The sequence below is a fragment of the Mesorhizobium sp. M8A.F.Ca.ET.165.01.1.1 genome, from assembly GCF_004792065.1.
In the GTDB taxonomy this organism is placed as follows: Bacteria; Pseudomonadota; Alphaproteobacteria; order Rhizobiales; family Rhizobiaceae; genus Mesorhizobium.
In genome coordinates, this window is sequence record NZ_SRTH01000016.1 from 16,388 (window position 1) to 30,066 (window position 13,679).

A 13,679-nucleotide genomic window follows, 5' to 3' on the forward strand; every position below is an offset into this window, starting at 1 on the left:
TTGCGCGGACCGCTTTTCTTGTCAAAGCAGACACTTTCGTGCCCGGATTGCTCAATAGGCGCTGAGGCCGGTGCCCTTGTAGACCTTGTCGAACTCGGCCTTGACCGCCTCGTTCTGGTAGGACGCCACCAGCGTCTTCACCCAGGCCTCGTTCTCGTTGCCGACCTTGACCGCGATGAAGTTGCGGTACGGATTGTCTGCGATCGGCTCCTGCGCGATACGGTTTTCCGGTGTCAGGCCGCTTTTCAGCGCCCAGTCGGTGTTGACGACCGCGGCGTCGAGGTCTTCGACCGAGCGGCCGACGATGCCGGCGTCGAGTTCCTTGATCTCGACCTTCTTGGGGTTTTCGGCGATGTCGGCGGTGGTGGCCAGGATGCCGGTACCGTCCTTCAGCTTGATCACGCCCTCATTCTGCAGCACGCGCAGCGCCCGGCCTTCATTGGACGGATCGTTGGGCACTCCGATCACCGCGCCCTCGGGCAGGCCGGCGACCTCTTTGTACTTCTTGGAATACAGGCCGATCGGCCACACGCCGGTATAGCCGACGCGCACGATATGGTAGCCCTGCGTCTTGATCTGGTTGTCGAGATAGGGCTGGTGCTGGAAGGCGTTGGCGTCGATCTCGCCGCGCTCCAGCGCCTCATTCGGCTGGGTATAGTCGTTGAACACCACCGTCTCGATGCTCAGGCCCTTCTCGGCGGCTTGAGCGACCACGACGCGCCAGACATCCTCGTCCTCGCCGCTGATGATGCCGACCTTGATCGCCTTCTTGTCCTCGGCGAACGAGGCATGCGGCGCCATCAGGCCGCCGATCGCGACGGCCGATGCGAACAGCAGAGCAAGACCGCTGCGGCGGTTCAGGGTTGACCTTGGGGAAGAGGACACAGTGTTGTTGAGGTCGGACATGATTGATCTCTGCGGTTGTGAAGTCATGGCAGCAAGGCGGATTGCCTAGGCTTGTTCACATCGTCAGAAATTCTATCGATTTTATCAAAGAACGCCTTTCGCCATTCTCCCTGAAGCCGGGAATATTCTCTCAAAAATTTTGAAGAAGGGAGTAAAAGACGCCCAGGATCGCCCGCAACGGTTGCGGTCGATCCGGCGGGCGTCGAGAAGCGGTGAGGTCCTCAGCGAACCCGGCGGCTCCTCAAAGGGCAATCCATGTCGTCTTCAGTTCGAGATACTTCTCCAGCGCGTGCAGCGACTTGTCGCGGCCGAAGCCGGATTGCTTGACGCCGCCGAGCGGCACGGTGACGTCGGCGCCGCCATAGGTGTTGACGTGGACGACGCCGGCGTTGATGGCGCGCACCATGCGATGCGCGGTGGCAAGATTTGATGTCCACACCGCCGAGGCGAGCCCGTAGACCGTCGAGTTGGCAAGCCGCACCGCTTCCTCCTCGGTCTCGAAGCGCATCACGCCGAGCACCGGCCCGAACACCTCTTCGCGGGCAAGCTGCATGTCCTGCGTCACGTTCTCGAAGATCGTCGGCGCCATATAGCTGCCGCCGGTCTCGGCCAGGATCCGTTCGCCGCCGGTGATCAGCCTCGCGCCTTCTTCAGTGGCCTTGGCGACGAAACCAAGATTCTTGTCCAGCTGCTCCGCGCTCGACACCGCGCCGACATCGCTTGCGAGATCGAGCGGATCGCCGACCTTCAGCCTTGTGGTCGCCGAGAGCAGTTCGTCCATGAAACGGTCATAGACGGAGGCCTGGACAAGCAGCCGCGAGCCGGCGACGCAGACCTGGCCGGAATTGCGGAAGATGCCGTTGGCCGAGACGACAGCCGCCTGTTTCAGGTCCGGCGCGTCGGCAAAGACGATGTTGGGTGACTTGCCGCCGAGACGCGCTTCAGATTGGAACGGGCGGAGTATTCGAGCAGGCGGCGGCCGACCGGTCCCGAGCCGGTGAAGGCGATGGCGTCGACATCCCCATGCAGGCCGAGCGCCTCGCCGGTGACCGCGCCCCTGCCGGTCACGACATTGAGCACGCCGGCGGGCAGCCCGGCTTCGGCAGCCAGTTCGGCCAGCCGCAGCAGCGTCAGCGAGGCGATCTCCGGCGGCTTGACCACCACGCAATTGCCGGCGGCCAGCGCCGGCGCGATCTTCCAGGCGCCGATCATCAACGGGAAGTTCCAGGGAACGATGACGCCGACGACGCCGAGCGGCTCCTTGTGGATCAGCCCAAGCACGTTGTCGGCGGTCGGCGCGATCTCGCCATAGACCTTGTCGATCGCCTCAGCGTAGTAGCGGATGGTGCCGGCCGCCGACAGCGGCTCGGCCTTGTAGGCCATGCCGATCTCGGTGCCATTGTCGCGCACGCCGAGCACGGCCAGCTCGTCGACATGTCTTTCGATCAGTTCGGCGAGCCTGGTCAGCACCTTCTTGCGGAAAGCGGGGGCAGCGCGCGACCATGAACCCTTCTCGAACGCCTTGCGTGCCGAGCGCACGGCGCGGTCGATGTCGGCTGGATTGCCGTCGGCAATGCTGGCGAAAGGCCGGCCGTCGATCGGCGAAATCACCAGCAGGCTCGCGCCGCTTGCCGCCTCCGCTTGGGCGCCATCGATGAACAGGCCGCGCGCGCCGATCTCCGCCTTGCGCAGTGTGTCGATGGCACTTTGACTGATCATTATATTCTCGCTTCAGGAGGGTCTGCGGGGCGGCGTGATACGCCGCCCTGATATCTCGCTCAATCCTTGAGCGGTACGCCGAGATTGTCGAAGGCCACCGGATCGCGGCTCTTCAACGCGCCTGCCAGCAGCAGGCCCACCACGCCGGCGATCAGCACCAGTCCCGGCAGGAACGCACCGAGGAAGCCGCCGGCCCCCGACAGGCTGCCGAAATTGATGACGATCAGGTAGATGATGACGACGAAGGCGATGAAGGTCAGCCCGGGCAGGATCGTGGTCTTGAGCGCGTTCTCCTGGGCCGACGGGTTGGCGCGGAAGTACATCACCACGGCGAGCGAGGCGACCGCCATCATGACGATGACGCCGAGCGTCGCGACATTGGTCAGCCACGAGAACAGCGCCAGCACCGGATCGAGCCCGAGTAGGGCGAACAGCCCGACGACGACAGCCGCTAGCACGCTCTGGATCACCGAAGCGACATGCGGGCTCTGGTGCGACGAATGCGTCACGCCGATCGACTGCGGCAACAGCTTCTCGCGGCCGGAGACATAGATGTAGCGGGCAACCGCATTGTGGAACGCCAGCACGCCGGCAAACAGGCTCGACACGAACAGGATGCTCATCGCGTGCGTGAGCAGCGTTCCGGCATAGCGGTCGGAGAGGCCGAACAGGAAGGTGGTCGGATCCTGCAGGCCCTGCAGCGCCGGCAGCAATTTGTCGACGCCGGCGCCCACCGCCATCAGCCAGGCGGTGACCATGTAGAAGACGCCGATCAGCAGCACCGAGAAGTAGGTGGCGCGCGGAATGGTGACCTTGGGATCACGGGCTTCCTCGGCGTAGATCGTCGTCGCCTCGAAGCCGATGAAGGCGGCGAAACAGAACAGGATGGCGATCGCCGGCGCGCCAGAGGTGATTTGGCTCCAACTGAACGGGGTCGCCGAGAGGCCGCTGTCGCCGCCGGTCTTGAGGATCACCAGGTCGAGGATCAGCACCACGGCGTATTCGCACAGCACCAGCACCGTCAGGATCTTGGCCGACAGGTCGACCTGGCGGTAACCGAGCACGGCGACAATGGCGATGGCGATGAAGCTCCACACCCACCAGGGCAGGTTGATGCCCCAGCTGGCGAACAGCCCGGAGGTTGCCGCACCGAGCAGGCCCATGACGCCGATCTGCATGGCATTGTAGGACAGGATGGCGATCAGCGCCGTGGCGCCGCCGGCAAGGCCGCCCAGGCCGCGCGCGGCGTAGGCATAGAAGGCGCCGGCGTTGCCGACATGGCGCGACATGGCGACATAGCCGACCGCGAACAGAAGCAGCAGCACCGTGACGATCAGATAGGTGCCGGCAAAGCCGGCGCCGTTGCCCATCAGCATGCCGAGCGGCGTGCCGCCGGCGACCGCCGTGAGCGGGGCGGCGGCCGAGATCACCATCAAGGTGATGGCGCCGACGCCGAGACTGTTCTTGCGCAGCCTGTTGGCCGGCGCCGCTTCCGAAACTGCTGACATTGGTCCCTCCTGTTTGCAAACCGGTTGGCTTGCCGGCCGAATGGCCTGTCCCATACGCTCTGGATGTGGTTCATTATTTGAACCGTTATTTTGAATATAGACTTGCAAACAAAGCGGCTTGCTGTCAAGTTAATTCACACGTTAATTGATTGCCGCTTATGGGGCGCACAATGCTGGGAGGAATGCGTTGAGTACGGTCGGCAAGGCGATTTCACTCCTGGAGCTGTTCACCGTGGCCGAGCCCGAGCTCGGACTGTCGGACCTGGCGCGCCGGTCGGGGTTCGACAAGGCGACGACGCGGCGCCTGCTGGTGGCGCTGACCGGCCATGGTCTCGTCGAGCAGGATGCCGCCACGCGGCACTACCGGCTCGGCGCCGGTCTGTCGCGGCTGGCGCGCATCCGCGAGGCCCGCTTTCCCTTCCTGCAGACCGCGGTGCCGCTGGTGCGGGATCTGGCAAGTGCCACGGCCGAGACCGTGCATCTGTCGGAGTATGGCATCGACCGGCTGGTCACCGTCCATGTCGAGCATCCGGCGCGGGCAAACCGGGTCAATGTCGATATCGGTCAACTCCTGCCCCTGCATTCGACCGCCTCCGGCATCATCTATCTGGCCTTCGCCAGGGACGAGGCCGTCAAGGCATGTTTGGCCACTCCCCTGGAGGCCTTCACCGCGCATACGCTGACCGAACCGGCCGCGCTCGCGCGCTCCATGGGCGAGGCGCGCGAGCGCGGCTATTCGATCTGCGACCAGGGCCTGGAAGAAGGCGTCATCAGCGTCGCGGCGGCAATCCTGGCGGCGGATGGGTTCGCGCTCGGCACCATCGCTGTGGCGGCTCCGAAGGCCAGGACGACGGCGGTCGACATCGCCGAGCGGGGACTTGCGGCGGTGGCCGCCGCGCGCGAGATTTCGATGCGGCTCAATGGCGACAATCTGCAAGCGCTGAGGAGGCAGGCCTGATGTCCGAACCCCGCATCCTGGTCATCGGCACCGGCGATACCAAGGCCGAAGAACTGCTGTTCATGAAAGCATGCATCGAGGCATCGGGCGGCAGCGCCGTTATGCTGGATGTCAGCGTGCTGGGCGACCCGCCCTACAGCCCCGATCACGACAAGCACGCGGTCGCCCGCGCCGTGGATGTCACCATCGCCGAGATCATCTCCAGCGGCGATGAGAACACCGCCATGACGCTGATGGCGGGCGGTGCCGTGCAACTGGTGCGCAAGCTCCAGCAAGACGGCGAGATCGACGCCTTCATCGCTATAGGCGGCTCGATGGGAACCGATCTGGCGCTCGATGTCGCGCTTTGCCTGCCGCTCGGCGTGCCGAAATTCGTCGTCTCGACCATCGCCTATTCGCACCTGATCCCGCCCGAGCGGGTCGCGCCAGACCTGATGATGATCCTCTGGGCGGGTGGGCTGTACGGCCTCAACACCATTTGCAAGCTCGTCCTGTCGCAGGCCTGCGGCGCGGTCGTCGGTGCGACGAAGATGATGCTTGAAACCCGTGCCTGCGCGCCGGCGAAAGGCCCGACCATCGGCATGACTTCGCTCGGCAGCTCCTGCCTGCGCTACATGAAGACGCTGAAGCCGGCGCTGGAACGGCGCGGCTATGACGTCGCCGTCTTCCACACCACCGGCATGGGCGGTCGTGCCTTCGAATCGATCGCCGGTCAGGATCATTTCTGCGCGGTGTTCGATTTCAGCCTGCAGGAGATCACCAACCATCTGGCCGGCTCCGTCGTCAGCTCCGGCGCCGACCGGCTTGAGAATGCCGGCGCCCGCGGCATCCCGCAGATCGCGGCACCCGGCGCGATCGACATGGTCGACCTGCCGACCTGGCAGGATTTGCCGGCTAAATTTTCCGAACGCCCGTTCCACGCCCACAACAGGCTGATTGCCTCGGTTACCGTCGATGCGGATGACCGCCGCGAGGTCGCCCGGACCATCGCCGGGAAGCTCGCCGCCTCGAAAGGGCGCTCTGCCTTCATCCTGCCTTCCCGGGGTATCCAGGAATGGGACACGCAGGGCGAGCCGCTTTATGAACCCGAAGCGCTTGCCGCCTTTGTCGATGAAATGCGCAAGGGCATTCCCGCCGGGGTCGAGTTCCACGAGATCGACGCCCATATCAACAGCGACGACTTTGTCGGCAAGGCGCTGGAAATCTTCGACCGCTGGGTCGAGGAAGGCATCATCCCGCGCGGTGCCCCGGCCAAGGAGGTCGCGGCGTGAGCGCCGTTCCCGCCCAGGCCCTGGTGCTCGATTTCGGCGGTGTCGTCACCCGCACGCTGTTCGAGACGCACGCCTTGACCGAACAGGCGCTGGGCCTGAAGCCCGGAACGCTGCAGTGGCGCGGCCCGTTCGGTCCAGACAGCGATCCGCTGTGGCGTGCCATGCAGGCCGACGAGATCAGCGAGCGCGACTATTGGCGCACCCGGACCCGGGAGGTCGGTCGCGTTGTCGGCGAGGACTGGCAGGCGATGGAAACCTTCGTCCAGCGCGCGCGTGGCGCCGAGCCCGAAAAGGTGGTGCGGCCGGAAGCCATCAGCGCTATCCGCGCCGTCCACGCGGCGGGATTTCGCCTGGCGATCCTGTCCAATGAACTCGACCTGTTCTACGGCGCCGACTTTCGCCGCCGGTTGCCGCTGCTTGGCCTGTTCGACGTGATCGTCGACGCTACCTATACCGGCATCCTCAAACCCGACCCGCGTGCCTACACCTTTGTCACCGAAGCGCTTGGCCTGCCCGCCGGAGCCTGTGTCTTCGTCGACGACCAGCAGCGCAATGTCGATGGCGGCCGTGCCGCCGGCATGCGCACGGTTCATTTCGACGTTGCCCGGCCGGCCCATTCCTATGCCGAGGCCCTCGGCCATTTCGGCCTCGTTCCAGTTGCCTGAGACCTTTTGCGGAGCCTTGTGATGCGCGACATCAACTTCCTCACCGAGACCAACGCCAGGCCGATCTGGCACCCGATGGCGCATCCGGCCGAGATGCGAGCCAATCCGCCCAAGGTGATCATGAAGGGCGAGGGCGTCATGGTCACCGACATCGCCGGCAACACCGTGCTCGACGCCGTCGGCGGCCTGTGGAACGTCAATCTCGGCTACAGCAGCGATCCGATCAAGAAAGCCATCGCCGACCAGCTCGGCGCACTGCCTTACTACTCCGGCTTTCGCGGCACCTCGACCGGACCGTCGATCGAACTCGCCTACGAACTTGCGGAATGGTTCGCGCCGGAAGGCATGGTGCGCACCTTCTTCACTTCGGGCGGCTCGGATTCGGTCGAAACCGCGCTGCGGCTGGCGAGGCAATATTGGAAGATCCGCGGCCAGGGCGACCGCACCAAGTTCCTCGCCTTGAAGAAGGGCTATCACGGCACGCATTTCGGCGGTGCGTCGGTCAATGGCAACGCCAATTTCCGCCGCAATTACGAACCGCTGCTGCCCGGCGTCTTCCACATTCCCGCACCCTGGACCTTCCGCAACCCGTTCGACGAGACCGATCCGGCGCGGCTGGCGAAGCTGTGCGCCAAGGCGCTGGAGGACGAGATCGCCTTCCAGGGCGGCGACACCATCGCAGCCTTCATCATGGAGCCTGTGCTTGGCGCGGGCGGCGTCATCGTTCCACATGAAAGCTTCATGCCGCTGGTGCGGGAAATCTGCGACCGCCACGAAATCCTGCTGATCGCCGACGAGGTGGTCACGGGCTTCGGCCGCACCGGCGCGTGGTCCGGGTCGCGGCTGTCCGGCGTGAAGCCGGATTTCATGACCATCGCCAAGGCGATCACCTCGGGTTATTTCCCGCTCGGTGCCACCTTGATCGGCGCCAAGGTTGCTGACGTATTCGAGGCCGACAAGACCAGCTTCGGCGCGATCGGCCACGGCTACACCTATTCCGGCCATCCGGTCGGCTGCGCGGCCGGGTTGGCGGCCTTGGCCGAGACCAAACGGCTTCGCCTCGACGAAAACGCGGCCGCGCGCGGCGCAGAACTGGCGGCGGTCCTCGAAGGTTTGAAGGCCAAGCACGCGATCGTTGGCGATGTCAGGTACAAGGGCCTGATGGCGGCGGTGGAACTGGTTGCCGACCGCGCGACGAAGAAACCCGCCGACAAGAAGACCATGGCTGTCGTTTCGGAGGCGGCCTACGAGGCCGGCGTCATGCTGCGCGTCTCCGGCAACAACATCATCCTGTCGCCGCCGCTCATCATCAGCGCCGCCGATGTCGCGAAGATCGGTGAGGCGATCGACGCAGGCCTGTCGAAGGTCTGACGCATGCAACGGAGGTTTGGTACACCGATGGCCCAATCGCGGCAAGAACTGGCTGGGGAAACACTGGTTAGCCGGCGTGGCCGGCTGCTCGGCGCGAAATCGCAACTGTTCTACGACGAGCCCGTGCATCTGGTGCGCGGCGAGGGTGTCTGGCTATACGACGCCGATGGCCGCAAATATCTCGACGCCTATAACAATGTCGCCCATGTCGGCCATTGCCACCCGCATGTGGTCGAGGCGCTGTGCCGGCAGGCGAGCCTGCTCAACACCCACACGCGCTATCTCCACACCGCGATCCTCGATTATGTAGAGCGGCTGACCGCCACCTTCGATGCCAGCCTCTCCACCGCCATCCTGACCTGCACCGGCAGCGAGGCCAACGACATCGCGCTGCGCATGGCGCAGGCGGCCTCCGGCCAGATTGGAATCATCGCCACCGACGCCACCTATCACGGCAACACCACAGCCGTTTCGCAGCTCGCAACCCGCATGCCACCGGTCGGCGGCCGCGCCCACCATGTCAGGCTGGTGCCGGCCCCGGACAGCTATCGCCATCCAGATGCGATGGCCAATGGCAAGGCCTTCGGCGATGCCGTGCGCGAGGCGATCGCCTCGCTGGCCAGAGACGGCATCGGCCTTTCCGGCATGATCCTCTGCCCCCTGCTCGCCAATGAGGGCTTTCCGGCACTCCCGAACGGCTTTTTCGATGACGCCATATCGGCGGTGCGCGAAGCCGGCGGTCTGATGATCGCCGACGAGGTACAGCCCGGTTTCGGCCGCACCGGCAGCCATTTTTGGGGCCATCAGCGCGCCGGGTTCGTTCCCGACATCGTCACCATGGGCAAGCCGATGGGCAACGGCCACCCGGTCGCCGCTGTCGTCACCACCCGCGAAATATTGGCGACCTTCCGCGACGCCTTCCGCTACTTCAACACTTTTGGCGGTAATCCGGTCTCCTGCGCCGTGGCCAATGCGGTGCTGGATGTTCTGGAGGATGAAAACCTCATCGCCAACGCGCGCGATGTCGGCGCCTATGCGCTCGGCCTGCTGCGCCCACTGGCCGATCGTCATGAATCGATCGGCGAGGTCAGGGGCGCCGGCCTTTTCTTCGGCGCCGAACTGGTCCGGGACCGCAAGACACGCGAGCCGGCGCCCGACATAGCCGGCCGCGTCATCAATGCGATGCGCGACCGTGGCGTGCTGATGGGCAAGACCGGCATTCACGGCAATGTGCTGAAGATCCGCCCGCCCATGCCGTTTTCCCGCGAAAACGCCGATGTCCTGATCGAAACGCTCGATGAGGTGCTCGGCGAAGTCGGCGAAGTCGGCGGAGTGCCGGGGTGAACGCCGTCTCGACGCATGCCGGGCCGGAAACGGCAGCTGATGTCACCGACCTTGCCAGACGTGCGCTGGACCATTGGGGCGTTCGCGGCGGCGAGCCGGTGCTCTTGAAATACCGCGAGAATGCGGTCTTCCGGATCCACCTTTCCGATGGCCGGCCGGCCGTGATGCGCGTGCATCGGCTTGGCTACCACACGGATGCCGCACTGCGCGGGGAACTGCAATGGATGGGCTTTCTGCAAGCCGCCGGCGTCGCCACGCCGTCGCCCATCGCAACGCAGACCGGCGACCCGTTCGTGCTCGTCGGGACCGCGGCTTCGACGCAACCACGCCAGGTCGATTGCCAGAGCTGGCTCGAAGGCCGCGCCATCGGCGCGCGCGGCGTACCGCTGGACTATACGCCGGAACAGTTGGAGCAGGTCTTCAGGGAGATCGGACGATGCATCGCCCACATGCACACTGTCACCGCCACGTGGACGCCGCCTTCAGGCTTCACCCGCCATGCCTGGGACTTCGACGGCTTCTTCGGCGCAGCCCCGAATTGGGGACGCTTCGAGACCTCACCCTTCCTCGACGGCGCGCGCCGCGAGCTGGTTTTCCGGGCGCGGGAAAAGGCCGTGAAGGCGCTGTCGGAACACGAACACAGCGCCCGCAATTTCGGCATCATCCACGCCGATCTGGTGCGCGAGAACGTGCTGATCCATGACGGTGCGGTGCGCATCATCGACTTCGATGATTGCGGCTTTGGCTGGCACATGTACGACCTTGCGGTTGCGCTCTACCAGAACCGAGACGAGCCGCTCTATCCGCTGATCGAGGCCTCGCTGCTCGACGGCTACCGGCAGCAGCGGGAGTTGACCGCGCAGGACATCGCTGCGCTGCCGCTGTTCGCCGCGCTGCGGGCCTTCGCGTTTCTGGGCTGGGTGCAAAGCCGCGTCGAGGGCGACATCACCCGCGAAGTCGGCCTGCGCATGTCGAACATCGCCGCCGATGTGATAGCGGCCTATTTGCGCGACAAATGAGGCGGTGTGGCTGGCGGGGAACCGTCAGCCTTTCGCGAAATGGATGCTGACCGTTCCCGAACCGCCGAAATCGGCGACGATCGTGTCGCCCGGCCGTGCCTCCACGGGCCGCACGAAGGAACCCGACAGCACCACTTCGCCGGCCGCGATCGATAGGCCGTAGCGGGCGAGCCGGTCGGCCAGCCAGGCCACGCCCATGGCCGGATGGTTGAGCACGCCGGCGCCGAGCCCGGTCTCCTCGACCTCGGCATTGCGCGAGACGATGGCGCCGATCCAGCGCATGTCGGCTTCATCGGGCCGCTGCGGCCGCCCGCCGATGACGATGCCGGCATTGGCGGCATTGTCGGAGATGGTGTCGAAGAAGGTGCGCGCCTTCTTGGTCTCGGCATTGACGCGCTCGATGCGCGTATCGAGGATTTCCAACGCCGGCGTGATGTAGTCGGTGGCGTTGAGCACGTCGAAGAGGGTCATCCCGGGCCCCTTCAGCGGCGCCTTCATGACGAAGGCGATCTCGGCCTCGACGCGCGGCTGGATGAAACGGCCGGCGGCAATGGTCGCGCCGTCGTTGAAGAACATGTCGTCGAAGAGCACGCCCGAATCCGGTGTGTCGATGGCCAGCGCATATTGCATCGCCTTGGAGGTCAGGCCGATCTTCCAGCCTTTCGGCTTCAGCCCGGCATCGGTCTTGCGCTTCACCAGCGCCGCCTGGACGCGATAGGCATCCTCCATCGTCGCTTCCGGGAAATCGAGGCTGAGCAGCCGGATCTGGCGGCGCGAACGCTCGGCTTCGAACAGCCGGTTGGCGGCCTCTTCCACTTGGCTTGGGGTCATTGTGCGGCCTCGTCGACGACGCCGTTTCTGAGCATGCCGATGCCGTCGGCCTCGACCTCGATCACATCGCCCGGTTTCAGCCAGATCGGCGGATCGAAGCGGGCGCCGGCGCCGGTCGGCGTTCCCGTGACGATGATATCGCCAGGCACCAGCGTGGTGAAGGTCGAGATGTAATTGATGATCTTGCGGAAGGAAAAGATCATCCGGCTGGTGCGGTCCTGCTGGCGCGCCTCGCCATTGACGCGGGTGGTCAGCGCGATGTCGGCGATCTGCGCCTCGTCCGTGAACGGCACCAGCCAGGGGCCGATCGAGCCGGTGCGCTCGAAATTCTTGCCTTGCGTGACGTTGAACTTGGCGTGCCGCACCCAGTCGCGGATGGTGCCTTCGTTGCACAGCGACAGGGCGGCGATGTGGTCCAGCGCGTCGGCCTCGGCGATGCGCCGGCCGGGCTTGCCGATGACGATGACGATTTCGCCCTCGTAGTCGAGCTGTGATGATTCCGGCGGCCGCACCAGCGGCGCGCCATGACCGACGAAGGAACTGGCAAAGCGAATGAACAGCGACGGGTTCGAAGGTGCCGCCTGCCCGTCCTTGTACTCCTCGTTGCGGTCGGGATAGTTGACGCCGACGCAGATGATTTTTTCCGGGGAGGGAATGGGGATGTCGTAGGCGATGGCGTCGAGCGGGAAATCGGCGGCGAAGGCCTCGGCCTCGTCAGCCAGGCGCCGCAAGGCGCCGGCCTCGATCACCTCGCGCAATGTCGGCCATTGGCTGTGGCGAGCCGACAGGTCGACGACACCCTGGGGGGTGATGGCGCCATAGCGTGTCTTGCCGCCGGCGGTGAAGGTGGCGAGGCGGGCGCTCATGCTGCAACTCCGGTTCTATTTGCCGACCGGAATCGCCGAGTTCTACGGCGCCCCCCTCTGTCCTGCCGGACATCTCCCCCACAAGGTAGGAGATCAGCCGGCCGCGCCGTCGGCGCCTCACCAGCAACGTTGAAAATTGGCGAAGGCAGGGATGACAGCCAATCTCCCCCCAAGTGGGGGAGATGTCCGGCAGAACAGAGGGGGGCGCGAAGGAACGCCAACATCTCCCAATAGCCCATCACGGTGCCACAATCGGCGAGGCCGTCAAATCCGGCTGGCGCACCTCCGCGCCGGCAAAGACACTGCCCTCCTCGAACCAGCTTTTCGGCGCCGGCGCGCCCCACAGCGTCTGGCGCTGCGGGTCCTTCAAATCCCATTTGATCGGCTCGAGGTCGGGATCGACCGTCTGGTAGTCCGAACAGTAGATCTCGATGCGATGATTGTCGGGATCACGGACATAGAGGAAGAACGCGTTGGAAATGCCGTGGCGGCCGGGGCCGCGCTCGATGTTCGGCAGGTAGCCGGTGGTCGCCATCAGGTCGAGCAGATCGATGATGTTGAGCGGCGTCGGCACCCAGAAGGCGACGTGGTGCAGGCGCGGGCCGATACCGTTGGTGAAGGCGATGTCGTGGACACCGCCCTTGCGGTGCGTCCAGGCAGCCCACAGCTTTCCGCTCGAGGCATCTTCCGTATATTCGGTCACGCGAAAGCCGAGCTCGTTGTAGAAGGCGACGGACTCGTCGACATTGGGCGAGAAGCAGTTGAAATGGTCGATGCGCAGCGGCTTCACGCCATGATAGAGCGCGTATTTCTGGTGGATCGGCGGCAACCGCTCCATCGTCGCGTAGAATTCCAGCGGAATGCCGTGCGGGTCGCGCGTGCGGAAGGTGCGCGACTGGTAGGGACGCTCGACCCATTCGACCGGCAGGCCCTTGCCCCTGAAGAAGTGCTCTGCCTTGTCGAGGTCCTCGTCGGAAAAAACCTTGAAACCGAGATCGCGGGCTTCCGGCGTCGTTGCCTTGCGCAGCACGATGCAGTGATGGCCGCGCTCCTCCATGGCCCTGAGGTAGATGGCGCCTGATGTCTCGTCGGTGACCTGCAGGCCGAGCGTGTCGACATAGAAGGCGCGGGATCGGGCAAGGTCGGTCACCGCGAGCTCGACATGGCTGAGCCGAACGATGTTGAAGGCGGGGTAGAGGTTGGGCTTGGGCAAGGGCATCT

General features: G+C 65.0%; 11 protein-coding genes and 1 pseudogene. 6 read left to right on the top strand and 6 right to left on the bottom strand.

Annotation, left to right across the window (positions count from 1 at the left end):
• Window positions 1-51 precede the first annotated feature (51 nt).
• From EN808_RS29160 to EN808_RS29170, 3 genes and pseudogenes are all read right to left on the bottom strand, one after another.
• Window positions 52-906, bottom strand: a complete 855-nt coding sequence (locus EN808_RS29160) for a MetQ/NlpA family lipoprotein (protein ID WP_135917530.1) — start codon at window positions 904-906, stop codon at window positions 52-54.
• 241 nt (window positions 907-1,147) lie between these two features.
• Window positions 1,148-2,625: pseudogene (locus tag EN808_RS29165) on the bottom strand (aldehyde dehydrogenase family protein).
• Between the two features lie 59 nt (window positions 2,626-2,684).
• Window positions 2,685-4,133 carry an APC family permease gene (locus tag EN808_RS29170; RefSeq protein WP_135917532.1) on the bottom strand — a complete coding sequence of 483 codons (1,449 nt, stop codon included), beginning with the start codon at window positions 4,131-4,133 and terminating at the stop codon, window positions 2,685-2,687.
• 187 nt (window positions 4,134-4,320) lie between these two features.
• On the opposite strand from EN808_RS29170, the gene EN808_RS29175 reads away from it, so the two are divergent.
• From EN808_RS29175 to EN808_RS29200, 6 genes are read left to right on the top strand one after another with little or no spacing between them, the layout of a single operon-like run.
• A complete protein-coding gene (locus EN808_RS29175; protein WP_135917534.1) occupies window positions 4,321-5,091 on the top strand; it encodes an IclR family transcriptional regulator in 771 nt (256 codons plus the stop codon).
• On the top strand, window positions 5,091-6,362 hold the full coding sequence (locus EN808_RS29180) for a Tm-1-like ATP-binding domain-containing protein (RefSeq protein ID WP_189524186.1): 1,272 nt from the start codon (window positions 5,091-5,093) through the stop codon (window positions 6,360-6,362). Before EN808_RS29175 ends, EN808_RS29180 begins: the two co-directional genes overlap by 1 nt.
• The gene (locus EN808_RS29185) at window positions 6,359-7,027 is read left to right on the top strand and encodes an HAD-IA family hydrolase (RefSeq protein WP_135917536.1); all 669 of its coding nucleotides are present in this window, start codon (window positions 6,359-6,361) and stop codon (window positions 7,025-7,027) included. The genes EN808_RS29180 and EN808_RS29185 overlap by 4 nt, the downstream gene beginning before the upstream one ends.
• 21 nt (window positions 7,028-7,048) lie before the next feature.
• Window positions 7,049-8,398, top strand: coding sequence for an aminotransferase class III-fold pyridoxal phosphate-dependent enzyme (locus tag EN808_RS29190; protein ID WP_135917538.1), 1,350 nt, complete (start codon window positions 7,049-7,051; stop codon window positions 8,396-8,398).
• A gap of 48 nt (window positions 8,399-8,446) precedes the next feature.
• Window positions 8,447-9,742 carry an aminotransferase class III-fold pyridoxal phosphate-dependent enzyme gene (locus EN808_RS29195; RefSeq protein WP_189524193.1) on the top strand — a complete coding sequence of 432 codons (1,296 nt, stop codon included), beginning with the start codon at window positions 8,447-8,449 and terminating at the stop codon, window positions 9,740-9,742.
• Window positions 9,739-10,761 carry a phosphotransferase gene (locus tag EN808_RS29200; RefSeq protein ID WP_135917542.1) on the top strand — a complete coding sequence of 341 codons (1,023 nt, stop codon included), beginning with the start codon at window positions 9,739-9,741 and terminating at the stop codon, window positions 10,759-10,761. The genes EN808_RS29195 and EN808_RS29200 overlap by 4 nt, the downstream gene beginning before the upstream one ends.
• 24 nt (window positions 10,762-10,785) lie before the next feature.
• On the opposite strand, the gene hpaH is transcribed toward EN808_RS29200, so the two are convergent.
• From hpaH to hpaD, 3 genes are all read right to left on the bottom strand, one after another.
• Window positions 10,786-11,592, bottom strand: coding sequence for a 2-oxo-hept-4-ene-1,7-dioate hydratase (gene hpaH / locus EN808_RS29205; protein WP_135917544.1), 807 nt, complete (start codon window positions 11,590-11,592; stop codon window positions 10,786-10,788).
• Complete coding sequence (locus tag EN808_RS29210) at window positions 11,589-12,458, bottom strand: fumarylacetoacetate hydrolase family protein (protein ID WP_135917546.1); 870 nt, start codon at window positions 12,456-12,458, stop codon at window positions 11,589-11,591. The genes hpaH and EN808_RS29210 overlap by 4 nt, the downstream gene beginning before the upstream one ends.
• A 238-nt stretch (window positions 12,459-12,696) precedes the next feature.
• Window positions 12,697-13,677 carry a 3,4-dihydroxyphenylacetate 2,3-dioxygenase gene (gene hpaD, locus EN808_RS29220; RefSeq protein ID WP_135917548.1) on the bottom strand — a complete coding sequence of 327 codons (981 nt, stop codon included), beginning with the start codon at window positions 13,675-13,677 and terminating at the stop codon, window positions 12,697-12,699.
• Between the last annotated feature and the right edge of the window lie 2 nt (window positions 13,678-13,679).

Coding starts and splice junctions, on each gene's coding strand:
- EN808_RS29180 (WP_189524186.1), top strand. CDS start 5,091: ATGTCCGAACCCCGCATCCTGGTCATCGGCACCGGCGATACCAAGGCC.
- EN808_RS29190 (WP_135917538.1), top strand. CDS start 7,049: ATGCGCGACATCAACTTCCTCACCGAGACCAACGCCAGGCCGATCTGG.
- hpaD (WP_135917548.1), bottom strand. CDS start 13,677: ATGCCCTTGCCCAAGCCCAACCTCTACCCCGCCTTCAACATCGTTCGG.
- EN808_RS29170 (WP_135917532.1), bottom strand. CDS start 4,133: ATGTCAGCAGTTTCGGAAGCGGCGCCGGCCAACAGGCTGCGCAAGAAC.
- EN808_RS29210 (WP_135917546.1), bottom strand. CDS start 12,458: ATGAGCGCCCGCCTCGCCACCTTCACCGCCGGCGGCAAGACACGCTAT.
- EN808_RS29160 (WP_135917530.1), bottom strand. CDS start 906: ATGTCCGACCTCAACAACACTGTGTCCTCTTCCCCAAGGTCAACCCTG.
- hpaH (WP_135917544.1), bottom strand. CDS start 11,592: ATGACCCCAAGCCAAGTGGAAGAGGCCGCCAACCGGCTGTTCGAAGCC.